The organism is Variovorax sp. V116, assembly GCF_041154435.1.
GTDB classification, from domain to species: domain Bacteria; phylum Pseudomonadota; class Gammaproteobacteria; order Burkholderiales; family Burkholderiaceae_C; genus Variovorax; species Variovorax paradoxus.
This window is the reverse complement of record NZ_AP028661.1, coordinates 5,343,339-5,366,680: the sequence shown is the minus strand read 5'-3', so window position 1 is coordinate 5,366,680 and position 23,342 is coordinate 5,343,339. Positions and strand designations below refer to the sequence as shown.

The window sequence follows — 23,342 nt, the reverse complement described above, 5'->3', positions numbered from 1 at the left end:
GACACAGCGCGATCCTCAATGAACGACACGGCGTCTTCCCCTTCACGTCTGCTCAAGATCACCGCTGCGACGGCGCGCTGGCTGCTGGGTTTACTGATCGCTGCATGGCTTCTGCTGGCACTGTCAGTGGTTGTCCTACACGCGTGGATTGTGCCGCGAATCGGCGATTACCGTGGCGCGCTCGAGGCACAAGCCAGCAAGGCCATCGGGGTACCCGTGCGCATCGGGTCGATCACGGCGCGTTCCGATAGTCTCTTTCCCGCCTTCGAATTGCGCGACGTGGTGCTGCACGACGCCCAGAAGCGGGAAGCCCTGCGCCTCGTGCGGGTGGTGGCCAGCGTGTCGCCGCGCTCGCTGTGGCGCCTCAATTTCGAGCAGCTCTACATCGAAGGGCCGCAGCTCGACGTGCGCCGCGACGTGCTCGGCAAGCTGCACGTGGCGGGCCTGCACATGGACACCGACACCACCGGAGAGACCCGCGCCGCCGACTGGTTTTTCGCCCAGCGCGAGCTGGTGGTCGAAGGCGGCACCGTGCGCTGGACCGACGAGCAGCGCCAGGCCGAGCCCCTGCTGTTGACCGACGTGCGCTTTGTGGCGCGCAACACGGCCCGGCGCCACGGCCTCAGGCTCGACGCCACGCCGCCGGTCGGCTGGGGCGAGCGCTTCACGCTGCGCGGGCAGTTCCGCCAGCCGCTGCTGTCGGTGCGCTCGGGCCGCTGGCAGACCTGGGACGGCCAGGTCTATGCCGACCTGCCCTACATGGATGTCACGCGCCTGGGCCGCTATGTCTCCCTCGACGCCCGCATCCGCGAAGGCAGCGGCGCGCTGCGCCTGTGGGCCGACGTGAAGCGGGGGCAGATCGTGGGCGGCGCGGCCGACCTCGGGCTCGACCGCATCGACGCCTCGCTCGGCCGGGGCCTGCAGCCGCTGGTGCTGCGCGCAGTGACCGGGCGGCTGGCCGGCCAGCTGGACGAGGAAAAGCTCGAGTTCTCGACCGCCGCCCTGCAGTTCGACACCGCCGACGGCATGCGCTGGCCCGGCGGCAACCTGTGGCTGCAGCACTCGCCCGCGCGCGGCCGCACGCCGGAGCAGGGCGCCTTGCGCGCCGACCGGCTCGACCTGGCCGCGCTGGCCCTCATTGCCGACCGGCTGCCGCTCGGCGATGCGACGCACCGCGTGCTCGATGCCTATGCGCCGCGCGGGCTGGTCGAGCGCATCGACCTGAACTGGCAAGGCTCGCTGGGCGCCCCTGAGCGCTACCAGGCCAAGGGGCGGGTCAGCGGCCTGCGCGTCGCCTCGCAGGCGGCAGCCGCGCCTGAAGCCACCCCCGTCCCGCCGCTTACCGCGGCCCGACCCGCCGGCACCGCGCCGGCCACCCCGCGGCCGCATGCCGGCTCGCCGGGCCTGAGCGGCGCCACCGTCGAGTTCGACGCCAGCCAGGCCGGCGGCAGCGCCGCACTGTCGATGGCGCAGGGCACGCTCGAATTCCCGGGCGTGTTCGAGGAACCGGTCATTCCCATCGACCGGCTCGCGGCCCAATTGCAGTGGAAGCTCGACAAGGGCCATGCGCAGCTGCAGGTTTCCAAGCTGCGCTTCGCCAATGCCGACGCCGACGGCGAAGCCGAAGCCAGCTGGCGCACCAGCGATCCCGCCGTGTCCCGCGGGCAGTCGCTCTATCCCGGCGTGCTCGACCTGCAGGGCAAGCTGACCCGCGCCGACGGCACGCGCGTGTTCCGCTACCTGCCGCTCGAGATCCCCCAGCACACGCGCGACTACGTGCGCGATGCGGTCACCAAGGGCACCGCCAGCAGCGTCGACTTCCGCGTGCGCGGCGACCTGCACGACATGCCGTTCATGGACCCGAAGCAGGGCGAGTTCCGCATCGCGGCCAAGGTGGCCGACGTCAACTACGCCTATGTGCCGCCGGCCTCGGCGATTGCCGCGTCGACGGCATCCAAGGCGCCGGCCTCCGCGGCCCGCGCCGGCGCGCCGGCGCCCGTGTGGCCCGCGCTCACCGGGCTTTCGGGCGAGCTGGTGTTCGAGCGCGCGGGCATGCTGGTGCGCAATGCGCGCGGCCGGCTGGCCGGTGCCACCGGCATCGAGGTGAGCAAGGCCGAGGCGCAGATTGCCGACATGTCGCACCATGCCGCGCTGCTGCGCGTCGATGCCCAGGCCAAGGGCCCGCTCGCCGAACTGCTGCGCGTGGGCGCGCCGCTGGCCGGGGAAACCGGCGAGGTGCTGTCCCGCGTGCGCGCCACCGGCACGGCCGACTACCGCCTGCACCTCGAACTGCCGCTGGCCGCACTCGAGGCGGCCAAGGTCCAGGCCAGCATCGCGCTCACCGACAACGAGCTGCAGCTGGTGCCCGAGGCGCCGTCCTTCGCCCATGCGAAGGGCGTCGTCGGCTTCACCGAAACGGGGTTTTCGCTGGCTGGCGTCAGCGCCAGGCTGCTCGGCGGCGAGGTCCGCGTCGAAGGCCGCGGCCGCTTTGCCGGGCCCGGCCGCGAGGTGGCATTGAAGGCGCAGGGCACCGCCACGGCCGAGGGCCTGCGCGCGGCGCGCGAGGCCGAGTGGCTCGCGCGCATCGCGGCCAAGGCGAGCGGCAGCACGCCCTATGCGGCCACCTTCTCGATGCGCGACGGCGCGCCGGAGTTCTTGCTCACCAGCACGCTGCAGGGCCTGGCGCTGCAGCTGCCCGCACCGCTCGTGAAGACGGCGGACGAACAGATGCCGCTGCGCATCGAGAAGAAGGTGCTGCAGCGCGAGACCCGCGCGGGCGCCGCCGTCGCCGTGCAGGACCAGCTCTCGATGGAGCTCGGCCGCATCGGCGCCGCCCAGTATGTGCGCGACATCTCCGGCGCCGAGGCGCGCGTGCTGCGCGGCAGCATCGGCATCGGCCTTGCCGCGGGCGAGGCCGCCCCGGTGCCCGACAAGGGCGTGCTGGCCAACGTCAACGTCGCGAAGCTCGACATGCCCGCATGGCAGGCGCTGGTCGGCGACACCGCAAGCAGCGCCCCCGAAGCGGCGGGCGGTGCCGAGCGGCCCGAAGACGCGGCCACGGGCTACCTGCCCACGCGCATCGCGGTGCGGGCGCAGGAGCTCGTCATCGCGGGGCGCACGCTGCACAACGTGGTGCTCGGCGGCACGCGCGACGGCGCTCTCTGGCGCGCCAACATCGACGCCACCGAACTCAGCGGCTACGCCGAATACCGCCACACCCAGGCCGGGCGGCTCTATGCGCGGCTCGCGCGGCTCAAGATCGCGCCCACCGAAGCCAGGCAGGTCGAAACCCTGCTCGACGAGCAGCCGGGCACGCTGCCCGCGCTCGACATCGTCATCGACGACTTCGAGCTGCTGGGCAAGCGCCTGGGCCGCGCCGAGATCGACGCCGTCAACCGCGGCGGCGCGGGCCGCGAATGGCTGCTCAACAAGTTGAGCTTCACCATGCCCGAGGCCAGTTTCTCGGCCAAGGGCACCTGGGCCGCCGCGCCGGGCGGCACCCCCGGGCGCGCAGAGCAGCGCCGCACGGCCATGACCTTCAAGCTGGACATCGCCGATGCCGGCGACCTGCTCACGCGCTTCGGCATGTCCGGTGTGCTGCGGCGCGGCAGCGGGCGGCTCGAAGGCGACGTCAACTGGCGCGGCTCGCCGTTCTCGCTCGACTATCCGAGCCTGGGCGGGCAGCTCCAGGTCAACGTCGAATCGGGCCAGTTCCTCAAGGCCGACCCGGGGCTGGCCAAGCTGCTCGGCGTGCTGAGCCTGCAGGCGCTGCCGCGCCGGCTCACGCTGGATTTTCGCGATGTCTTCAGCCAGGGCTTCGCCTTCGACTTCATCCGCGGCGACGCAAAAATCCACAACGGCATCGCCAGCACCAACAACCTGCAGATGAAGGGCGTCAACGCGGGCGCGCTGATGGACGGCTCGGCCGACATCGTGCGCGAAACGCAGGACCTGCGCGTGGTGGTGGTGCCCGAGATCAACGCCGGCACCGCCGCGCTGGTGGCCACCGCGATCAATCCCGCGATCGGCCTGGGCACCTTCCTCGCGCAGTGGGTGCTGAGCAAGCCGCTCGCGGCCGCGGCCACGCAGGAGTTCCATATCCAAGGCACCTGGGCCGACCCCAAAATAGCCAAGGTGCCACGATCCATCCTGCCGAACGTGCCCGGCGCTGCCGCGGTGCCGCCCGGCGGCCAGGGCAAGTGAAAACGGAGACCACGCCATGAAAGTCGCAGCCATCCAGATGGTGTCGGCCATCGCCCGCGAAGCCAACCTCGCGCGCGCCCACGGCCTGCTCGCGCAAGCCGCCGCGGCCGGCGCCGAGCTGGCGGTGCTGCCCGAGTATTTCTGCATGATGGGCGCGCGCGACACCGACAAGCTCGGCCTGCGCGAGACCGCCGGCGCGGGCACCGTGCAGGGCTTTCTCGCCGATGCGGCGCGCGAGTTCGGGCTCTGGATCGTGGGCGGCACGCTGCCCATCGAAAGCGGCGACGCCGAGCACGTGTTCAACAGCTCGCTGTGCTATTCGCCCGACGGCCAGTGCGTGGCGCGCTACGACAAGATCCATCTCTTTTTCTTCGACAACGGCAGCGAGCGCTACGACGAGCGCCGCGTCATCGCGCCGGGCGCCGAGCCCGTGATGTTCGAGCTGCCCTCGCGCGACGGCCACCGCTGGCGCGTGGGCATGAGCGTGTGCTACGACCTGCGCTTTCCCGAGCTGTACCGCGCGCTCGCCAAGCGCGGCGCCGAGCTGCTGCTGGTGCCCAGCGCCTTCACCCGCACCACGGGCGCCGCGCACTGGGAGGTGCTGCTGCGCGCGCGGGCCATCGAGAACCTGGCCTGGGTGGTGGCGCCCGCGCAGGGCGGCACGCACGAGAACGGCCGCCACACCTGGGGCCAGTCGATGGTGGTCGACCCCTGGGGCACGGTGGTGGCGCAGCAGGCGAGCGAAGAGGGCGTGGTGCTGTTCGACCTGGACGCCGGGCAGATCGAGCGCGTGCGCGCGCAGCTGCCCGTGCTCTCGCACTGCGTGCTCTAGATGCAGGAGGCCGCCCTGACTGTCGCACCGCCGCGGTGGGCACTGTCGGCGTTCGCGCGGCTGCGCTCGCTGTGGCAGCGCTGGTTTCTCTGGCTGATCCTGGCCGTGCTGGTGTCGGCGCTGCTGGTCACCGTGGTGTGGCTCGCGGGCCGGCACGAGGTCGAGCAGGTGCAGGCCACACTCGACCGCGACACCGCCGATGCGGTTTCGGACCTTCGCATCGGCCTGCAGCGCAATGCCCAGAGCCTGCGCGCCACCCAGGCCCCGGGCCTGGACCGCACGCATTGGCCCGAAGCCGCGGCCTCGCTGCTGCGCGAGCACCGCGAGTGGCTCCGGCTCGAATGGCGCGATGCCGCGCTGCGGCCGCTCGAAGCGGTGAACACGCCCTACCGCATGCGGCTGATCGCCGACGAGAGCCGCGGCGCCGACCAGTCCGACGTGGGGCTCGCCTGCGCGGCCGCGCGCAAGCTGGGCGCGCCGGCCTATTCGCCGAGCCACTACGTGCCGATCCTCGGCGGGGGCGGCGTCGAGGTGATGGAACTGTGCGTGCCGATCGACGCGGGCGGCTTCCTGGTGGCGAGCTACTCGCTGCGCGACACGCTGATCGAGCTGGTCGGCCCCACGCTCACGCGCGGCCAGGAAGTGGCCTTCACCGAGGCCGACGGCACGCGCCTGGTGGCGCTCGGCACCTCGCGCCGCACCGGGACGCGCGTCTTCACCTCGCAGCAGCTGATCGACCTGCCCGGCGCCGCGCTGATGCTGCGCGTGGACGGCTGGCGCGCCGCGCCCGATCTTTTTCCGAACGTGCTGACGGCGCTGGTCACGGCGATTTCGATCGCGCTGGTGTCGGTGCTGGTGCTGCTGGCGCGCGACACGCGCCGCCGCCTGCGCGCCGAGCGCGACCTGGCCGATGCGCTGGCCTTCCGCAAGGCGATGGAAGACTCGGTCATCACCGGCCTGCGCGCGCGCGACCTGCAGGGGCGCATCACCTACGTGAACCCCGCGTTCTGCGAAATGGTCGGCTTCAGCCCCGAAGAGCTGATGGCCGGCAGCGGCGAAGACATCGAGGCGCCCTACTGGCCCACCGAGCTGGCGCACGAATACCAGCAGCGGCAGGCCCGCCGGCTGGCCGGCGGCATGCCGCCGCGCGAGGGCTTCGAGTCGGTCTTCATGCGCAAGGACGGCACGCGCTTTCCGGTGCTCATCTTCGAGGCCCCGCTGATCAACGCGCACCGCGTGCAGACCGGCTGGATGAGCGCCTTCATCGACATCAGCGAGCAGCGCCGCATCGAGGAGCTCTCGCGCGCCAGCCAGGAGCGGCTGCAGGCCAGCGCGCGGCTTGCCACGGTGGGCGAGATGGCCTCGCTGCTGAGCCACGAGCTCACGCAGCCGCTGGCCGCCATTGCCAGCTATGCGACCGGCTCGCTCAACATGCTCGGGCCGCACGCCAAGGGCGAGCAGGCCGAGGTGGCCATGGCGGTGCGGCGCATTGCCGAGCAGGCCGACCGCGCCGGCCAGGTGATCCGCAGCGTGCACGACTTCGTGCGCCGCCGCGACCGCACGCGCGAGGCGGTGGCGCCGCAGGCGCTGATCGATGCGGTGCTGCCGCTGGTGCGGCTGCAGGCGCGCAAGCTCGGCGTGAGCATCGAGGTGGTGCTCGAAGACCGCCTGCCCGCGGCCGTGTGCGACCGCACGCTGGTCGAGCAGGTGCTGCTGAATCTCGCGCGCAATGCCATGCAGGCCATGGACACGCCGGAACACCGGGGCGAGCGCGTGCTGCGGCTGCGCGTGTCGCGCGTCGTCGCGGTCGGCGGCCCGGGCGCGGAGGATGCCCGCCGCTGGCTGGAGTTTGCCGTGGCCGACCTGGGCTGCGGCATCAGCGAAGAGGTGGCGGGCCGCCTCTTCACGCCTTTCTTCACCACGCGCGCCGACGGCATGGGCCTGGGCCTGAGCCTGTGCCGCACCGTGGTGGAGCAGCATGGCGGGGTGCTGGTGTTCGAGCCCAACCGGCCCCGGGGCACCGTGTTCCGGTTTACCCTGCCGAGTACATGATCAACCCCCGCGCTTTTGTGCCCGTTTCTGGAATCGACATGACATGCAACCGCTGATCGACGGCCTGATCTTCATCGTGGACGACGACGCCAGCGTGCGCGAGGCGCTGGCCTGGCTGCTGCGCTCGCGCCGCCTCGAAAGCGAGCACTTCGCGAGCGCCGAGGCCTTCGAGCTGCGCCTGGCCGAAGGCCCGCTGCCCGACCAGCCGCTGTGCCTGCTGCTGGACGTGCGCATGCCCGGCACCAGCGGCCTGGTGCTGTTCGACCGGCTCGCCGAGCGCGGCCTGCTGGACGCCATGCCGGTGATCTTCCTGACCGGCCATGCCGACGTGCCCACGGCCGTGGATGCGGTGAAGCGCGGCGCCTTCGACTTCTGCGAGAAGCCGTTCTCCGACAACGCCCTGGTCGACCGCATCGAGCAGGCGCTGGGCGCTTCGCTGCGGGCGCTGGAGGTGCGGCGCGTGCGGCGCAGCCTGGCCGGCCGCGTCGCCGAACTGACCGAGCGCGAGCGCGACGTGATGCGGCTCGTGGTCGAGGGCCTGCCGAACAAGCTGATCGCCGATCAGCTGGCCATCAGCGTGCGCACGGTGGAGGTCCACCGCGCACGCGTGTTCGACAAGATGGAAGTGAAATCGGCGGTCGAGCTGGCCAACCGCCTGCGGGATCTCTAGAAGATCAGACCTTTTCCGCGACGAAGATCTCGACGCGGCGGTTCTGGGCCCGGCCGGCCGGCGTGCCGTTGTCGGCGATCGGCTCGCGCGAGCCGCGGCCGTCGGTGGTGATGGCCGTGGTCGAGACGCCGCGGCTCACCAGGTGGTTGCGCACGCTGTCGGCGCGGCTCACCGAGAGGCGCTCGTTGCCTTCCTCGCTGCCGGTGTTGTCGGTATGGCCCACCACGCGCACGCTGGCCGCGGCCGCGCTGCGCAGGCCTTCGGCCACCTTGTCGAGCACCTGCGCCAGGTTGCGCTTGACGTTGGCGCGGCCCACGTCGAACGACAGTTCATTGGGAACCACGAGATGCAGCTGGTTGTCCGCGGTCTGCTCGATCACCACGCCCGTGCCCTTGGTGGAACTTTCCAGCTCGGTCTTGAGCGCCGCCAGGCGCGCAGTCCAGCTGTTGGCCGGTGCAGCCGCCTGGGCGGCCGGCGCGGCGGCCGATCCTGGCGCGGGCGATTGCGAGGCGCACCCCGCAACGAACAATGCGGCCGCAGCCGCACCCGAAACAACAAGCTTCCTCATGAGTTTTCCCTCTTTGTGAACATGAAACGATGACGATGGGCGCCGGCCGCTCCCGCACGGCCGGCTTTGTTTTTATTTACTGCATCAGCCGATCCGGTCAGCCCCGCGGCGCGCGCTCGCCCACGTAGATCTCGACGCGGCGGTTCTGCGCCCGGCCGGCATCGCTGTTGTTGTTGGCGATCGGTTCGTGCGAGCCGCGGCCTTCGATGCGGAAGGCGGCGGCGCTCACGCCGCGCGCCACCAGGTAGTCGCGCGTGCTGGCGGCGCGGTCGACCGACAGCGGGTTGTTGATGGCGTCCGAACCGGTGTTGTCGGTGTGGCCGATGATGCGCACCTCGGCGTTCGGGTTGTTGCGCAGGCCGCTCGCGAACTGGTCGAGCACCGGAGCGAAGTTGGACTTGATGTTGGAGCGGCCCACGTCGAAGGAGACGTCGCTCGGGATCTGCAGCTTGAGCTCGTTGTTCGGGGTTTGGGTCACGGCCACGCCGGTGCCCTGGGTGGCGGCTTCCATCTGGCGCTTCTGGTTTTCCATGCGCTGCGACCACAGGTAGCCGCCGAGCGCGCCGGCTGCGGCGCCGACCACGGCACCCGTGCCGATGGCGCCGCGGTTGCCGCCGGTGGCGGAGCCGATGGCGGCGCCGCCGAGCGCGCCGATGCCGGCGCCGATGCCGGTGTTGCGCTGGGTGTCGGTCATGCCGCCGGCGCAGCCGGACAGGACGAGGGCGGCAGCGGTGGTGGCGAGTACAAACTTTTTCATGGCAATCCCTTTCAAGGTTGAATCAGGCGGGCCACAGCTTAGCCTCGGCGAGCATGCGATGGTACGGCCTTCCCAACTTGCAGGAAAGAGGAAAACTTTCTGCAAAGGCCCGTGTTTGCTGCGATGATTGCTACTAAAGTAATAGCTATTGGGCTGTTCTCCGACATTCCGCTGCGGTCCCGGGCTACGCAAGGAATTCACGCTTCGGGCGGGAGATTCTTCTTTTCGTTGGCTCCCTTGCCATCGGCGGCCTCGTCGTCGTCGTGCAGCTCGCCTTTTTTTCGACCGGAAAACATGGTCCACCAGACGATCAAGATGAACACGAGCCCGGCCCCGAGGGCTTCAAGCAAAATCAAACCCATGAGAAATGGACTCCAGTGGCTGGTTGGGCTCGCGATCGTAGCAACGCTGGCCGGCTGCTCGGTCGCCCCGCGTGCGCCCGACACCCCGGCCCGGCCGGCCGCCACGCCGCCGCGCGAGCTCGGACCGCTGACCGGTTCGCTCGCGCATCCCAAGAGCCGGTGGGTGCCGGTCGGCTGGTCGGAGCTGCCGGGTTTCGGCGACGACCCGCTGCACGAAGCCTGGATTGCGCTGCTGGCCAACTGCGCGCGGCCCAACGCCGCCTTTGCGCCGCTGTGCCGCGAGGTGCGCCAGCTGGCCATCGCCACGCCCGAGGAGCAGCGCCAGTGGATGACCGAGCGGCTGCAGCCCTACCGCGTCGAGTCGCTTGCGGGCTCGAGCGAAGGCAAGCTCACGAGCTACTACGAGCCGGTGTACGAGGCCTCGCGCGTGCCCACCGCCGCCTTCAACATTCCGATCTACCAGGCGCCCGACGGCCTGGTGCCGCGCCGGCCCTGGTACACCCGCCAGGAGATCGAAACCCTGCCCGAAGCCCAGGCCGCGCTGCGCGGCCGCGAGATCGCCTGGATGGCCGACCCGATCGACGCGCTGATGCTGCACATCCAGGGCTCGGGGCGCCTTCGCATCACCGAGGCCAACGGCGTGCAGCGCACCGTGCGCGTGGCGTACTCGGCCACCAACGAGCAGCCGTACAAGAGCGTGCAGCAATGGCTGATCGGCCAGGGGGTGACCAAGATCGGCAAGTGGCCCGACGACACCAAGGCCTGGGCCGCGCAAAACCCGCAGCGCGTGACGCAGCTGCTGTGGAGCAATCCGCGCTACGTGTTCTTCCGCGAGGAGACCATGAGCGAGCTCGATGCGGCCTTTGGCCCGCGCGGGGCGCAGGGCGTGCCGCTGACGGCCGGGCGCTCCATTGCGGTCGACCGCGACAGCATTCCGTACGGCACGCCGGTCTGGCTCGCGTCGAGCGGGCCGGCGGCGCAGCTGCAGAAGCTGGTGGTGGCGCAGGACACCGGCAGCGCCATCGTCGGCGCGGTGCGCGCGGACTACTTTGCCGGCACCGGCGCCGATGCGGGCCGCCTGGCCGCCAGCATGAACCAGCCGCTGCGCCTGTGGGCGCTGTGGCCGCGGCAAACGCCGGCGCCCTGAGCGCCAAGCAGATGCGCCTGACCGCGGGCTGAGCGTTTCACGCGGGTGTCATGCGAATTGCCTAACTTCGCGGGTTGATTTCCTTTTCAACCCACGAAAGCGATTGCGCATGACCGCAAACACCCGTACCGACGACAACGGCATCGATCTTGACGACGTTGGCACCAATCCCACTGCGAACCCCTCCTTCACCGACCTGATCGCTTCGCGCCTCAGCCGTCGCCATCTGTTCGGCCTGGGCGTCGGCACTGCCGGCACCGCGCTGCTGCAGGCGTGCGGCGGCGGTGGCGGCGGCGGCACGGCTTTCCCGATCATTCCGCCCGCACCGGCACCCGCTCCCGCTCCGGCGCCTGCACCGACCCCCGCGCCGGCGCCCACGCCGATGAAGCTCGGCTTCAATGCCGTGGCCAAGGGCCTGGCCGACGTGGTCACCGTGCCCGCCGGCTACACCGCCAGCGTGCTCTATCGCCTGGGCGACCCGATCGCTGCGGGCGTGGCGGCCTACAAGAACGACGGCACCGACGATCCGGCCACCTATGACCGGCGCGCCGGCGACCACCACGACGGCATGACCTTCTTCGGCATGAACGCGTCGAACAAGTGGGACGCCGCCAGCGCCGCGCGCGGCCTGCTCGTGATGAACCACGAAGCCATCACGCCGCTGTTCCTGCACCCCGCCGGCCAGACCATCAGCGGCACCGGCAATGCGGCGGTGCGCACCTCCGCCGACGAAGTGCTGCGCGAGTTCTACCTGCACGGCGTGAGCGTGATCGAGATCAACAAGAGCGGCAGCGCCTGGAGCTACAAGCAGGACTCGAGCTTCAACCGCCGCGTCCACACGCTGACCGAAATGGCGTTCTCGGGCCCGGCCGCCAAGACCGACTACCTGAAGACCAAGTACTCGACCGACGGCAGCAAGACCCGCGGCACGCTCAACAACTGCGCCAACGGCACCACGCCCTGGGGCACCTACCTGACCTGCGAAGAAAACTGGGCCGGCTATTTCCGCCGCATCAAGGCCACCGACGACCCCAGCCGCACGGCGAAGGAAATTGCAGCGTTCACCCGCTACGGCGTGGCCAGCACCGGCCGCGAGCTCTGGGCCACCGTCACGCCCGACACGGCCGACAACCTCTATGGCCGCTGGAACGCCCAGGTGGTCGGCGCCACCGCCACCGACGACTTCCGCAACGGCGCCAACACCTACGGCTGGGTGGTCGAGATCGATCCCTTCAATCCCGCGAGCACCCCCAAGAAGCGCACCGCGCTCGGCCGCTTCGGCCATGAAGGCGCCTGCCTCGGCCCGGTCGTGGTCGGCAAGCCGCTGGTCTGGTACATGGGCGACGACTCGCGCAACGAGTACATCTACAAGTTCGTCTCGACGAAGAACTGGGATGCGGCCGACGTGGGCGGCGGCACCGCGGCGGGCGACAAGTACATGGACGACGGCCGCCTCTACGTGGCCAGGTTCAACGCCGACGGCACCGGCGCGTGGCTCGAGCTGAAGCTCGGCGTGAACGGCATCACCGCGAGCAATCCGGCCTACGCCTTTGCCGACGCGGCCGACGTGGTGGTCAACGCGCGCCTGGCCGCCGACGCCGCCGGCGCCACCAGGATGGACCGCCCCGAGTGGACGGCCGTCAACCCGAAGACCGGCGAGGTCTACGTCACCCTCACCAACACCAACGCCGCCTCGCGCCCCATCACCGCCACCGATGGCGCCAACCCGCGCTTCTACAACGACCCCAAGGGCCCCACCGCCACCGCGCAGACCGGCAACCCCAACGGCCACATCGTGCGCTTTGCGGACGAGGGCGGCGACCCCGCCGCGCTGGCCTTCAAGTGGGACGTGTACCTGTTCGGCGCGCGCGCCACCGCCTCGGCCGACATCAACGTGTCGCAACTGAGCGCCGACAACGACTTCTCCAGCCCCGACGGCATGTGGTTCAGCCACGCCACCGCCGGCCTGCTCTGGCTGGAGACCGACGACGGCGCCTACACCGACGTCACCAACTGCATGCTGCTGGCCGCGCTGCCGGGCAAGGTCGGCGACGGCGGCGCCAGGACCATCACCAACGTCGACGGCGCCACCACGCGCACGCAGGACACCTTCGTGGGCAAGGCGCCCGGCGCCGACGGCCTGCGCCGCTTCCTGGTCGGCCCGAAGGATTGCGAGATCACCGGCATTGCCGAGTCGGGCGACGGCCGCGCGCTGTTCGTGAACATCCAGCATCCGGGCGAAACCACTCCCGCGGCGAGCATCGGCGACCCGACCAAGTTCGGCAGCCACTGGCCCGAAGGCGGCAGCGCCCGCCCGCGCTCGGCCACGGTGGTCATCACCAAGGACGACGGCGGCCTGATCGGCCTCTGATCGGCCGCGCGCTGCCGCTGCTTCCTACCGGGGCAGCGGCAGCGCCGTCTTGTAGCGCACCTGCTTGAGCGCAAAGCTCGAGCGGATCTTCTCGATGCCTGGAATCGGCGTGAGCTGTTCCAGGATGAATTTCTCCAGCGCCGCCATGTCGGCCACGGCGATGCGGATCAGGTAGTCGCTGTCGCCCGTCATCAGGTAGCACTCCATCACCTCGTCGTGCTCGGCAATGCGCTGTTCGAAGTCGGCGAGCGACTGCTTGCTCTGCGTCGTCAGGCTGATCGAGATGAACACGTTGAGCCCCAGGCCCAGCGCCTTGGCGCTCGCGAGCGCCACGTAGCGGTCGATCACGCCATTCGCCTCGAGCATCTTCACGCGCGCGAGGCACGGCGAGGGCGACAGGTGCACGCGGCGCGCGAGTTCCACGTTCGACAGCGCGCCGTCGCGCTGCAGCTCGTCGAGGATGCGCAGGTCGATCGTGTCCAGTTGCATGAAATGCCGCCAAATAAAGAATTGCCGGAATTTTATGCTGGGACGCTCGCATGGAATTGGCTGTACCGGTAGCTAATTTGCCGCATGGCGGCCTAAAGTGCCGGCATGAACGCCCCGATCTCCGCCGACCAGATGCGCGCGCTGCTGCTCGACACGCCGCTCACGCACGACCCCGACCCTGCCGAGACCGCCGAATGGCGCGAGGCCTTCCTGGCACTGGCCCAGGCGCACGGCCCGCAGCGCGCACGGCAGATGCTGGCGGAGCTCGCCCGCCTCGCGCGGCAGCAGCGCATCGGCTGGCAGCCCGAGCTGGCGACGCCGTACGTCAACACCATCGCGGTGGAAGACCAGCCGCCGTTCCCGGGCGACCTGGCCGTCGAGGAGCGGCTGGCTTCGCTGATGCGCTGGAATGCGCTTGCGATGGTGGCGCGCGCCAACCAGGCTTATGGCGAGCTCGGCGGCCACATCGCGAGCTATGCGAGCGCGGCCGATCTGTTCGAGACGGGGTTCAATCATTTCTTCCATGCGCGCAAGGACACGGGCGAAGGCACACACCGCGGCGACCTCGTGTTCTTCCAGCCGCACAGCGCACCCGGCGTCTATGCCCGCGCCTACCTCGAAGGCCGCCTGACCGAAGAAGACCTCAAGCACTACCGCCAGGAACTGACCGCCCCCGCCTTCACCGAAGGCCGCGGCGCGCGCGGCCTCAGCAGCTATCCGCATCCCTACCTGATGCCGGACTTCTGGCAGTTCCCGACCGGCTCGATGGGCATCGGCCCGATCAGCTCGATCTACCACGCGCGCTTCATGCGCTATCTCACGCACCGCAACCTCTTGAACTGCGAAGGCCGCAAGGTCTGGGGCGTGTTCGGCGACGGCGAGATGGACGAGCCCGAATCGATGAGCGCCCTCACGCTGGCCGCGCGCGAAAAACTCGACAACCTCGTGTGGGTCGTCAACTGCAACCTGCAGCGCCTCGATGGCCCGGTGCGCGGCAACGGCCGCATCATCGACGAGCTCGAGAAGCTCTTTGCCGGGGCAGGATGGAACGTCATCAAGCTGGTCTGGGGCAGCGACTGGGACGGGCTCTTCGCGCAGGACGTGAGCGGTGCGCTGGCGCGCGTGTTCGCCGAAACCGTCGACGGCCAGATGCAGACCTTCGCGGCCAAGGACGGCCGCTTCAACCGCGACAACTTCTTCGGCCAGAACCCCGAGCTCGCGCGCCTGGCCGAAGGCATGACCGACGAGCAGATCGACCGCCTGAAGCGCGGCGGCCACGACCTCGTGAAGATCCATGCCGCCTATGCCGCCGCGGCCGCGCACAAGGGCCGGCCCACCGTGATCCTCGCCCACACCAAGAAGGGCTACGGCATGGGCAGCGCCGCGCAGGGCAAGATGACCACGCACTCGCACAAGAAGATGGGCGACGTCGACCTGCTGGAATTCCGCGACCGCTTCAGCCTGCCGCTGACCGATGCGCAGGCCATTGCGATGGACTTCTACCGCCCGCCCGAAGACAGCGCCGAGATGAAGTACCTGCGCAGCCACCGCGAAGCGCTCGGCGGCGCCATGCCGCGCCGCGAGACGGCCTGCGAGGTGGTGCCCAAGCCCGAGATCGCGAGCTATGCGCAGTTTGCGACGGCGGCCGCCGGCAAGGAAATGAGCACCACCATGGCCTTCGTGCGCATGCTGGGCAACCTGCTGAAGGACAAGGCGCTGGGCCCGCGCATCGTGCCCATCGTGGCCGACGAAGCGCGCACCTTCGGCATGGCCAACCTGTTCAAGCAGGTCGGCATCTATTCGAGCGTGGGCCAGCGCTATGCACCCGAGGACATCGGCTCCGTGCTGAGCTACCGCGAAGCCACCGACGGCCAGATCCTCGAGGAAGGCATCAGCGAAGCCGGTGCCATCGCGAGCTGGACGGCCGCGGCCACCAGCTACAGCGTGCACGGCCTCGCGATGCTGCCCTTCTACATCTACTACTCGATGTTCGGCTTCCAGCGCGTGGGCGATGCGATCTGGGCCGCGGCCGACCAGCGCGCGCGCGGCTTCCTGCTGGGCGCCACCTCGGGCCGCACCACGCTCGGCGGCGAAGGCCTGCAGCACCAGGACGGCACGAGCCACCTCGTGGCCGCGACCATTCCCAACTGCAAGGCCTACGACCCGGCCTTTGCGGGCGAGATGGCGGTGATCGTCGACGCGGGCATCCGCGAGATGATGGTCGAGCAGAAGGACGTGTTCTATTACGTCACGCTCATGAACGAGAACTACGCGCAGCCCGATGTGCCGCCAGGCGCGGAGGCCGGCATCCTGCGCGGCTGCTACCGCTTCGGCACGTACGCGCCGGCCTCGGGCAAGGCGAAGAAGAAGGTCACGCTGATGGGCTCGGGCGCGATCCTCACCGAGGTGGTCAAGGCCGCGCAGCGGCTGGCCGATGAAGGCATCGAGGCCGAGGTGTTCAGCGTCACGAGCTGGAGCGAGCTCGCGCGCGACGGCCTGGCTTGCGAGCAGCGCGCGATCGCGGGCGAGAAGGAAGCAGGCGTGCCGTTCATCGCGCAGCAGCTCGGCGCCGGCAAGAGCCCGATCGTCGCCGCCACCGACTACGTGCGCGCCGTGCCCGAGAGCGTGCGCGCCTTCCTGCCCGAAGGCCGCCGCTACCTCACGCTCGGCACCGACGGGTTCGGCCGCAGCGACACGCGCGCGGCGCTGCGCAGCTTCTTCGGGGTGGACGCGGCGAGCATCGCGAACGCGGCGCGCCACGCGCTCGGCTGAGTCCCGCGGGCGGCGCCTCGTCGTTCGGGCCTGCGTTAGAGTCGCAGGCCCCCTCCCTTTCGCGCCCATGACCGCCCGCTTCCAATCCATCGCTCCCGGTGCCCGCCTCGCCGACCAGGTGGCCGACGCCTTGGCCGCCGAAGTGCGCAGCGGTCGCCTGTCCGAGGGCGACCGCCTGCCGACCGAGAGCGCGCTGGCCGAGCAGTTCGGCGTGAGCCGCACGGTGGTGCGCGAGGCGGTGTCGCGGCTCAAGTCGCTGGGGCTGCTCGATTCGCGCCAGGGCAGCGGCGTGTACGTGCGCGCCGCGGGCGTGGAGCCGCTGCGCTTCGAGATGCCGCACGTGGCCTCGCGCGAAGCGGTGATCCAGATGGTCGAGCTGCGCCGTGCGCTCGAAGCCGAGGTGGCCGCGCTCGCGGCCGAGCGCCGCACCCCTGAGGACGTGCAGCACATCCGCGACGCCATCGACGCGCTGCATGCGGCCGTGGCCGCGGGCGGCAACGGCGCCGAGGAAGACGTGCGCTTTCACCGCGCCATTGCCGAGGCCGCGCGCAACCCGTTCCTGGTCGGCACGCTGCAGTACCTGCGGCAGTTCCTGCACGGCGCTACGCGCGTCACACGCGCCAACGAGGCGCGCCGTGCCGACTTCGCGCGCGAGGTGGCGCAGGAGCATGCGCGCATCGTCGAGGCCATCGAGGCCGGCGATGCGCTGCGGGCGCGCGAGGCGGCCAAGTCCCACATGGACAACGCGATCCGCCGCATCGAGCAGGCCGACCCCGCCTTCTGGCAGCAGGAGGGCGCGCAGCTCGCGCGGCCGCTGGTCGAAGGCTGGCCGCTCGGCAGCTGAGCGGCCGCGACACACACGCTCACCAAAAAGGCGCTGCGGACGAGGGCGCCTGCGGGTTTACCCGAGGCAAAGCTCCGAGGTCAAATTTGTATGATGACCTGACAAATAAGGCGACGGCCGCGCGAGCCAGCGGCGGCAAGGCCTCTTTCTCATCCAAAGCGGGACAAACCTTCTCATGACTTCCTCCACCCTACCGGTTGGCGCACTGCCCGTGCCCGCCGACGCCGCGCTCGAGAAGCGCACCTATGCCAAGGTGTTCTGGCGCCTGGTTCCCTTTTTGATGCTGTGCTACGTGGTCGCCTACCTCGACCGCGTGAACGTGGGCTTTGCCAAGCTGCAGATGGGGCAGGACCTGGGCTTCAGCGAAACGGTGTTCGGCCTGGGCGCGGGCATCTTCTTCCTCGGCTACTTCCTGTTCGAGGTGCCGAGCAACCTGCTGCTCAACCGGGTGGGCGCGCGCATCTGGATCGCGCGGATCATGATCACCTGGGGCGTGCTGTCGGCCTGCTTCGTGTTCGTGGAAACGCCGAGCAGCTTCTACATCCTGCGCTTTCTGCTCGGCGTGGCGGAGGCGGGCTTCTATCCCGGCGTGATCCTTTACCTCACGCACTGGTATCCGGCGCACCGGCGCGCGCGGATCATCGCGGTGTTCATGTCGGCCATTCCGGTGGCGGGCATCTTCGGCAATCCGCTGTCGGGCTGGATCATGGACGCCTTCCACGGCGTGTCGTCGATGCACGGCTGGCAGTGGATGTTCATCATCGAGGCCGTTCCGGCCGTGCTCGTCGGCGTGATGGTGCTGCTCTACCTGGACAACAGCATCCAGCATGCACGCTGGCTCTCGCCCGAGGAAAAGAGCCTGCTGCAGCGCGAGGTCGAGCGCGACCAGGCGCATGGCGCCAAAGGCCCGCACTCGGTGGCCGCCATGTTCCGCGACATGCGCGTGTGGTGGATGGCGCTCATCTACTTCGCCTTCGTGATGGGCCAGTACGCGCTGACCTTCTGGCTGCCCACGCTGGTCAAGGCCACGGGCGTGAAGGGCAACCTGCACATCGGCCTCTTGAGTGCCATTCCGTTCATCTGCGCGATCGTCGCGATGAACCTCTTCGGCCGCAGCGCCGACCGCCGGCAGGAGCGCCGCTGGCACCTGATCGTGCCGGCGCTGATGGGCGCGGTGGGCTTCACGGTGGCCGCGTCGTACACGCAGAACACGGTCGTGTCGCTCGCCTTCCTCTCGCTCGCGGCGGCCGGCGTGCTGACCTGCGCGCCGCTCTTCTGGTCGCTGCCCACCGCCTTTCTCTCGGGCACGGCGGCCGCGGCGGGTATTGCGGCCATCAATTCGGTGGGTAATCTTGCGGGGTTCGCGAGCCCCTACCTCATCGGCTACCTGAAGGACCTCACGGGCAGCACGCAGATCGGCATGTACGTGCTGGCCGCTGCGCTGGTGCTCGGGGCCATCGGCGTGTGGCTCACGCCCAAGCAACTCGTCAACCGTTGATCGAAAGAACCCTCGCATGACTTCCAACTCCCCAACACCCGTCGTCGGCGTCGTGGGCCTCGGCGCCATGGGCGGCGGCATGGCGCAGTCGCTGCGCCGCGCGGGCTACGAGCCGCACGTGTTCGACGTGCGCCTGGACATGGCCCACGCCTTTGCGCGCGACGGCGGCGTGGCCTGCGACACGCTGGCCGCGCTCGGCGCGCAATGCGACATCGTGGTTTCCGTGGTGGTCAATGCGGCGCAGACCGAATCGGTGTTGTTCGGCGACGGCACCACGCCCGGCTGCGCGGCGTCGATGAAGCCTGGCAGCCTGTTCGTGATGTGTTCCACCGTGGACCCGAACTGGTCGGTCGCGCTCGAGGCGCGCCTGGCCGCAAAGGGCATCCTGTACCTCGACGCGCCGATCTCCGGCGGCGCCGCCAAGGCCGCGAGCGGCCAGATGACGATGATGACCGCGGGCACGCCCGCGGCTTACGAAAAGGCCGGCGCCGTGCTCGACGCGATGGCGGCCAAGGTTTATCGTCTGGGCGACCGCGCAGGGGCGGGCAGCAAGGTCAAGGTCATCAACCAGCTGCTGGCCGGGGTGCACATTGCCGCGGCGGCCGAGGCCATGGCGCTGGGCCTGCGCGAAGGCGTGGACCCGGCCGCGCTGTACGAGGTCATCACGCACAGCGCGGGCAACAGCTGGATGTTCGAGAACCGCATGGCGCACGTGCTGGCGGGCGACTACACGCCGCTGTCGGCCGTCGACATCTTCGTGAAGGACCTGGGCCTGGTGCTCGACGTGGCGCGTGCCAGCAAGTTTCCGCTGCCGCTGTCGTCCACCGCGCACCAGATGTTCATGCAGGCCTCCACCGCGGGCTTCGCGCGCGAGGACGACAGCGCGGTCATCAAGATTTTTCCCGGCATCGAACTGCCGGCTGCCGACAAGAAAGCCTGAAGTCAAAGGAAGACAAGCACCATGAACATTCTCATCACCGGAGGCTGCGGTTTCGTCGGCACGCGGCTCGCGCGCACGCTGCTCGCGGGCGGCCCGCTGGCACTGGCGGGCGGCGCGGCCCAGTCCATCTCGCGCATCACGCTGGCCGACCGCGTGGCGCCGCCCGCCGACCTCGCGGCCGATGCGCGCGTGCAGTTCGTGCAGGGCGACCTGTACGAGCAGGCCACCGGCGGCGCGCTGCCGCTGGCCGACACGCACGCCGTGTTCCACCTGGCCGCGGCCGTGAGCGGCGAATGCGAGGCCGACTTCGACCTGGGCATGCGCAGCAACCTCGACACCACGCGCGCGCTGCTCGACGCCTGCCGCCGCGCGGGCCATGCGCCGGTGTTCGTGTTCTCCAGCTCGGTCGCGGTGTTCGGCGATTCGCCCGAGCAGCGGCTGCCCGCGGTGATCGAGGACACCACCTTGCCGACGCCGCAGAACAGCTACGGCATCCAGAAGTTCATCGGCGAGCAGCTGGTGGCCGACTTCACGCGCAAGGGTTTCGTGCAGGGCCGCAACGTGCGGCTCATGACGGTCTCGGTGCGGCCGGGCCGGCCCAACGGCGCGGCCTCCAGCTTCCTGAGCGGCATGCTGCGCGAGCCGCTGGCGGGCGAACGCGCGCGCTGCCCCGTGGCGCCAGAAACGGCAGTCGCGCTCGCATCGCCCGGCAACACCGTCGCGGGCATCGTGCGCGCGGCCACGGCCAGCGCCGCCGAATGGGGCGCACGCACCGCCGTCAACCTGCCGGCGCTGACCACCACCGTGCGCGAGATGGCCGATGCGCTCGAACGCATCGCCGGCAAGGACGCCACCGGGCTGATCGACTGGGAACCCGATGCGGCCATCGCCAAGATCGTGACCAGCTGGCCCAGCCGCATCCACGCCGCGCGCGCCGAGGCGCTGGGCCTCGCGGCCGACGCGAGCTTCGACGCCATCCTGCGCGACTACGTGCGCGAGAACCCGCAGGCGGTGAAGCTGCCTGTCTTCGCCACCAAGGACTGAGCCATGGCCAAGTTGCTGCTCGGCTGCATCGCCGACGACTTCACCGGCGCGACCGACCTCGCCAACAACCTCGTGCGCGCCGGCATGCGCGTGGTGCAGGCGATCGGCGTGCCCGCCATGCCGCTCGATGCGGAAGTCGATGCGGTGGTGGTCGCGCTCAAGTCGCGCACCATTGCGCCGGCCGAGGCCATCGCGCAGTCGCTCGATGCGCTGCGCTGGCTGCAGGCGCAGAGCGCGCAGCAGATCTACTTCAAGTACTGCTCCACCTTCGACAGCACGCCGCAAGGCAACATCGGCCCGGTGACCGAGGCGCTGATGGAGGCGCTGAAGTGCGGCTTCACCATTGCCACGCCCGCCTTCCCCGACAACAAGCGCACCGTGTTCAAGGGCTACCTGTTCGCGGGCGAGGTGCTGCTCAATGAGAGCGGCATGCAGAACCATCCGCTCACGCCGATGACCGACCCGAACCTGGTTCGCGTGCTGCAGGCCCAGTGCACGCGCAAGGTCGGGCTGATCGACCACGCGGTGGTGGCGCGCGGCGCGGCGGCCGTCACGGAGCGCATCGAGCAGCTCCAAGGCGAGGGCGTGTCGGTCGCCATCGTCGACGCGGTGTCGAACGACGACCTGCTGCGCCTGGGCCCGGCGCTCGCGAAGATGCCGCTGGTTACGGCCGGCTCGGGCGTGGCCATCGGGCTGCCGGCCAACTTCGGCCTTGCGCCGTCGTCGCAGGCCAGTGCGCTGCCGACGGCCGGCGGACTGCGCGCCGTGGTGTCGGGCAGCTGCTCGCTGGCCACCAACCGGCAGGTGCTCGACTTCATCCAGCGCGGCGGCGCGGCGCTGGCCGTGGATCCGCTGCGCATTGCCGCGGGCGTGGATGTCGCGGCCGAGGCATTGGCCTGGGCCGCGCCGCTGGTCGAGAAGCAGCCGGTGCTGGTCTATTCCACGGCCGAGGCCGGCGCCGTGAAATCGGTGCAGGGCAAGCTCGGTGTCGAGGAGGCCGGCGCAATGGTCGAGCGCACCATTGCCGCGATTGCGCGCGGCCTGGTCGAGCGGGGTGTGCGCCAGCTGGTGGTGGCGGGCGGCGAAACCTCCGGTGCCTGCGTTCAGGCACTGGGCATCGCGCAGATGCAGATCGGCCCGCAGATCGATCCGGGGGTGCCGTGGTGCCATGCGCGCACGGATGTCGAAGGTTTGCCGGTGCACATTGCGCTGAAGTCCGGGAACTTCGGGGGGGATGACTTCTTCACCAAGGCCTTTACAGTGCTTGAATGATGTTCATGCTCGGTGTCTTTTCAGGGCGCGCTCCCGCCGATGGGGTACCTTGCTCCGCGAATGTCCCCCGCCCTTCGGGCTCCTCCTTGATTTCGCTGCGCAAGGCACCCCATCAGCGGGAGCGTTGCAAAGAGCGGTGGTTGATCAGCGGTACACCATGAGCGTGCCCAGGTGCACAGAGCATCGGGTGCTCCCCGCAGCGAAATGAATGCGAAGGGACTTCTCGCTTCCTGGTCACGGCATCGAGTGCCAAGATTGATTTGCGAAGTCAATCTGAAACCTTTGGAAGGAGAAGCCCCATGAACGAGATTACCCGAGTCGGCATCGATCTGGCAAAGCACGTCATTGAGGTTTTTGCGGTCAACGCGGCCGGCGTGCGCGTTACGGGGCGTGCATTGCCGCGCGCTAAATTCCTGGCTTGGTGCGCGCAATTGCCCGCGGGCTGCCTGGTCGCCATGGAGGCCAGCTCCAGTGCGCATTACTGGGCGCGCAAGCTGCTCGCCCTGGGGCTGGATGCCCGCATCATCGCCGCCGCGCACGTCGTGGCCTATCGCCTGCAGGGCAAGAGCGGCAAGAACGACGCCAACGATGCTGCCGCCATCTGCGAGGCCGCCTCGCGCCCGCACATGCACTTCGTGCCGATCAAGAGCGTGGAGCAGCAAAGCATGCTGTGCATTCACCGCCTGCGCGAGGGCGTCAAGGCAGACCGCACCGCCTGCATCAACCGCATTCGGGGCCTGCTGGCGGAGTTCGGGCTGGTGTTCGCCCAAAGCCCCGAGGCGCTGCGCCAGGTTCTTCCCGATGTGATGGAAGACGCTGGCAATGAACTCGGCGGCCTTGCCCGGCTGGCGCTGCACAGAGCGTATGCACAGTGGCAGGAACTCGATGCGCACCTGCGCTGGTGCGACGAGCGCATTGCCGCGCACGGCAAGGCCAGCGAGCAGGTGCGCCAGGCCGAGCAGTTGCTGGGCGTGGGACCGGTCACGGCCTCCGCGGTGGTGGCAACCGTGGGCGACTTCAAGCAATTCAAGAACGGTGCACAGTTCGGCGCCTGGCTGGGCCTGACGCCCCGACAGAACTCCAGCGGGGGCAAGAACAACCTGGGGCGCATCACCAAGCGCGGCGACGCGTACCTGCGCACGCTGCTGATCCAGGGGGCCAAGTCGATAGTGCTGACGGCGCACAGGCGCGACGACCCGATCTCGCGCTGGGTGCAGGCCTTGCGCGAGCGCTGCGGCTGGCAGAAGGCCGTGGTGGCGTTGGCCAACAAGAACGCACGCATTCTGTGGGCCGTGTTCGCACGGGGCCGGCCCTTCGATGCGCACCACGTCAGTACCAAACCACCAGGCGTCATCGTCGCGGTGATCGCGACGTAGCGCCAGCCGTTCGGATACCCTTTGTTGTTGTTTATTTGCTTGCCAGACGTGAGTTCGAAGATGCAATGAACAGGTCAGACCGGCAGCGGGCAAGCTCGACTCCTCCTTGGTGATGCCGGTTGTAGTGGGCATCACGAGAAATGAA

The 23,342-nt window shown here is 69.7% G+C and carries 17 protein-coding genes; 13 read left to right on the top strand and 4 right to left on the bottom strand.

Annotated features, from left to right (window positions below):
- Positions 1 to 18: 18 nt before the first annotated feature.
- Genes ACAM58_RS25700 through ACAM58_RS25685 form a run of 4 tightly spaced genes read left to right on the top strand, consistent with a single transcriptional unit; the run spans position 19 to position 7,757 of the window.
- A complete protein-coding gene (locus ACAM58_RS25700; RefSeq protein ID WP_369663802.1) occupies positions 19 to 4,203 on the top strand; it encodes a YhdP family protein in 4,185 nt (1,394 codons plus the stop codon).
- A 16-nt stretch (positions 4,204 to 4,219) separates the two neighbouring features.
- Positions 4,220 to 5,035: a carbon-nitrogen hydrolase family protein gene (locus ACAM58_RS25695; RefSeq protein WP_062363980.1), complete on the top strand. Its 816-nt coding sequence runs from the start codon at positions 4,220 to 4,222 to the stop codon at positions 5,033 to 5,035.
- Positions 5,036 to 7,087 carry a nitrogen regulation protein NR(II) gene (locus ACAM58_RS25690; RefSeq protein ID WP_369663801.1) on the top strand — a complete coding sequence of 684 codons (2,052 nt, stop codon included), beginning with the start codon at positions 5,036 to 5,038 and terminating at the stop codon, positions 7,085 to 7,087.
- A gap of 43 nt (positions 7,088 to 7,130) precedes the next feature.
- On the top strand, positions 7,131 to 7,757 hold the full coding sequence (locus ACAM58_RS25685) for a response regulator transcription factor (protein WP_015867895.1): 627 nt from the start codon (positions 7,131 to 7,133) through the stop codon (positions 7,755 to 7,757).
- A gap of 4 nt (positions 7,758 to 7,761) precedes the next feature.
- On the opposite strand, the gene ACAM58_RS25680 is transcribed toward ACAM58_RS25685, so the two are convergent.
- The 3 genes from ACAM58_RS25680 to ACAM58_RS25670 form a co-directional block, all read right to left on the bottom strand.
- A complete protein-coding gene (locus ACAM58_RS25680; RefSeq protein ID WP_018903529.1) occupies positions 7,762 to 8,325 on the bottom strand; it encodes an OmpA family protein in 564 nt (187 codons plus the stop codon).
- Positions 8,326 to 8,422: 97 nt separating this feature from the next.
- A complete protein-coding gene (locus ACAM58_RS25675) occupies positions 8,423 to 9,082 on the bottom strand; it encodes an OmpA family protein (RefSeq protein ID WP_015867893.1) in 660 nt (219 codons plus the stop codon).
- A gap of 197 nt (positions 9,083 to 9,279) precedes the next feature.
- On the bottom strand, positions 9,280 to 9,444 hold the full coding sequence (locus tag ACAM58_RS25670) for a hypothetical protein (protein WP_167313238.1): 165 nt from the start codon (positions 9,442 to 9,444) through the stop codon (positions 9,280 to 9,282).
- On the opposite strand from ACAM58_RS25670, the gene ACAM58_RS25665 reads away from it, so the two are divergent.
- Both ACAM58_RS25665 and ACAM58_RS25660 read left to right on the top strand, forming a co-directional pair.
- Positions 9,443 to 10,591: a murein transglycosylase A gene (locus ACAM58_RS25665; protein ID WP_015867891.1), complete on the top strand. Its 1,149-nt coding sequence runs from the start codon at positions 9,443 to 9,445 to the stop codon at positions 10,589 to 10,591. The two genes, ACAM58_RS25670 and ACAM58_RS25665, sit on opposite strands and share 2 nt — an antisense overlap.
- A gap of 109 nt (positions 10,592 to 10,700) precedes the next feature.
- Positions 10,701 to 12,962 (top strand): PhoX family phosphatase, encoded by a 2,262-nt coding sequence (locus ACAM58_RS25660; protein ID WP_369663800.1) that lies wholly within the window; start codon positions 10,701 to 10,703, stop codon positions 12,960 to 12,962.
- Positions 12,963 to 12,986: 24 nt separating this feature from the next.
- Here the strand turns inward: ACAM58_RS25660 and ACAM58_RS25655 are convergent, their stop codons facing one another.
- Complete coding sequence (locus ACAM58_RS25655) at positions 12,987 to 13,451, bottom strand: Lrp/AsnC family transcriptional regulator (RefSeq protein WP_015867889.1); 465 nt, start codon at positions 13,449 to 13,451, stop codon at positions 12,987 to 12,989.
- Positions 13,452 to 13,556: 105 nt separating this feature from the next.
- Between ACAM58_RS25655 and mdeB the strand changes: the two genes are divergently transcribed.
- The 7 genes from mdeB to ACAM58_RS25620 all read left to right on the top strand — a co-directional run bounded on the left by mdeB (position 13,557) and on the right by ACAM58_RS25620 (position 23,197).
- Positions 13,557 to 16,223 (top strand): alpha-ketoglutarate dehydrogenase, encoded by a 2,667-nt coding sequence (gene mdeB / locus ACAM58_RS25650; RefSeq protein ID WP_369663799.1) that lies wholly within the window; start codon positions 13,557 to 13,559, stop codon positions 16,221 to 16,223.
- A 67-nt stretch (positions 16,224 to 16,290) separates the two neighbouring features.
- A complete protein-coding gene (locus ACAM58_RS25645) occupies positions 16,291 to 17,067 on the top strand; it encodes a FadR/GntR family transcriptional regulator (RefSeq protein ID WP_015867887.1) in 777 nt (258 codons plus the stop codon).
- A gap of 175 nt (positions 17,068 to 17,242) precedes the next feature.
- Positions 17,243 to 18,565, top strand: a complete 1,323-nt coding sequence (locus ACAM58_RS25640) for an MFS transporter (RefSeq protein ID WP_369663798.1) — start codon at positions 17,243 to 17,245, stop codon at positions 18,563 to 18,565.
- Positions 18,566 to 18,581: 16 nt separating this feature from the next.
- A complete protein-coding gene (ltnD, locus tag ACAM58_RS25635) occupies positions 18,582 to 19,505 on the top strand; it encodes an L-threonate dehydrogenase (protein ID WP_369663797.1) in 924 nt (307 codons plus the stop codon).
- A 21-nt stretch (positions 19,506 to 19,526) separates the two neighbouring features.
- Complete coding sequence (gene denD / locus ACAM58_RS25630; RefSeq protein WP_369663796.1) at positions 19,527 to 20,549, top strand: D-erythronate dehydrogenase; 1,023 nt, start codon at positions 19,527 to 19,529, stop codon at positions 20,547 to 20,549.
- A 3-nt stretch (positions 20,550 to 20,552) separates the two neighbouring features.
- The gene (otnK, locus tag ACAM58_RS25625; protein ID WP_369663795.1) at positions 20,553 to 21,821 is read left to right on the top strand and encodes a 3-oxo-tetronate kinase; all 1,269 of its coding nucleotides are present in this window, start codon (positions 20,553 to 20,555) and stop codon (positions 21,819 to 21,821) included.
- 299 nt (positions 21,822 to 22,120) lie between these two features.
- Entirely contained in the window at positions 22,121 to 23,197 is a 1,077-nt protein-coding gene (locus ACAM58_RS25620) for an IS110 family transposase (RefSeq protein ID WP_027730205.1), read from the top strand.
- The last annotated feature ends 145 nt before the right edge of the window (positions 23,198 to 23,342 follow it).

Coding starts and splice junctions, on each gene's coding strand:
- ACAM58_RS25660 (WP_369663800.1), top strand. CDS start 10,701: ATGACCGCAAACACCCGTACCGACGACAACGGCATCGATCTTGACGAC.
- ACAM58_RS25700 (WP_369663802.1), top strand. CDS start 19: ATGAACGACACGGCGTCTTCCCCTTCACGTCTGCTCAAGATCACCGCT.
- ACAM58_RS25690 (WP_369663801.1), top strand. CDS start 5,036: ATGCAGGAGGCCGCCCTGACTGTCGCACCGCCGCGGTGGGCACTGTCG.
- ACAM58_RS25640 (WP_369663798.1), top strand. CDS start 17,243: ATGACTTCCTCCACCCTACCGGTTGGCGCACTGCCCGTGCCCGCCGAC.
- ACAM58_RS25665 (WP_015867891.1), top strand. CDS start 9,443: ATGAGAAATGGACTCCAGTGGCTGGTTGGGCTCGCGATCGTAGCAACG.
- mdeB (WP_369663799.1), top strand. CDS start 13,557: ATGAACGCCCCGATCTCCGCCGACCAGATGCGCGCGCTGCTGCTCGAC.
- ACAM58_RS25675 (WP_015867893.1), bottom strand. CDS start 9,082: ATGAAAAAGTTTGTACTCGCCACCACCGCTGCCGCCCTCGTCCTGTCC.
- otnK (WP_369663795.1), top strand. CDS start 20,553: ATGGCCAAGTTGCTGCTCGGCTGCATCGCCGACGACTTCACCGGCGCG.
- ACAM58_RS25680 (WP_018903529.1), bottom strand. CDS start 8,325: ATGAGGAAGCTTGTTGTTTCGGGTGCGGCTGCGGCCGCATTGTTCGTT.
- ACAM58_RS25620 (WP_027730205.1), top strand. CDS start 22,121: ATGAACGAGATTACCCGAGTCGGCATCGATCTGGCAAAGCACGTCATT.
- ACAM58_RS25670 (WP_167313238.1), bottom strand. CDS start 9,444: ATGGGTTTGATTTTGCTTGAAGCCCTCGGGGCCGGGCTCGTGTTCATC.
- ACAM58_RS25695 (WP_062363980.1), top strand. CDS start 4,220: ATGAAAGTCGCAGCCATCCAGATGGTGTCGGCCATCGCCCGCGAAGCC.
- ACAM58_RS25655 (WP_015867889.1), bottom strand. CDS start 13,451: ATGCAACTGGACACGATCGACCTGCGCATCCTCGACGAGCTGCAGCGC.
- ACAM58_RS25685 (WP_015867895.1), top strand. CDS start 7,131: ATGCAACCGCTGATCGACGGCCTGATCTTCATCGTGGACGACGACGCC.
- denD (WP_369663796.1), top strand. CDS start 19,527: ATGAACATTCTCATCACCGGAGGCTGCGGTTTCGTCGGCACGCGGCTC.
- ACAM58_RS25645 (WP_015867887.1), top strand. CDS start 16,291: ATGACCGCCCGCTTCCAATCCATCGCTCCCGGTGCCCGCCTCGCCGAC.
- ltnD (WP_369663797.1), top strand. CDS start 18,582: ATGACTTCCAACTCCCCAACACCCGTCGTCGGCGTCGTGGGCCTCGGC.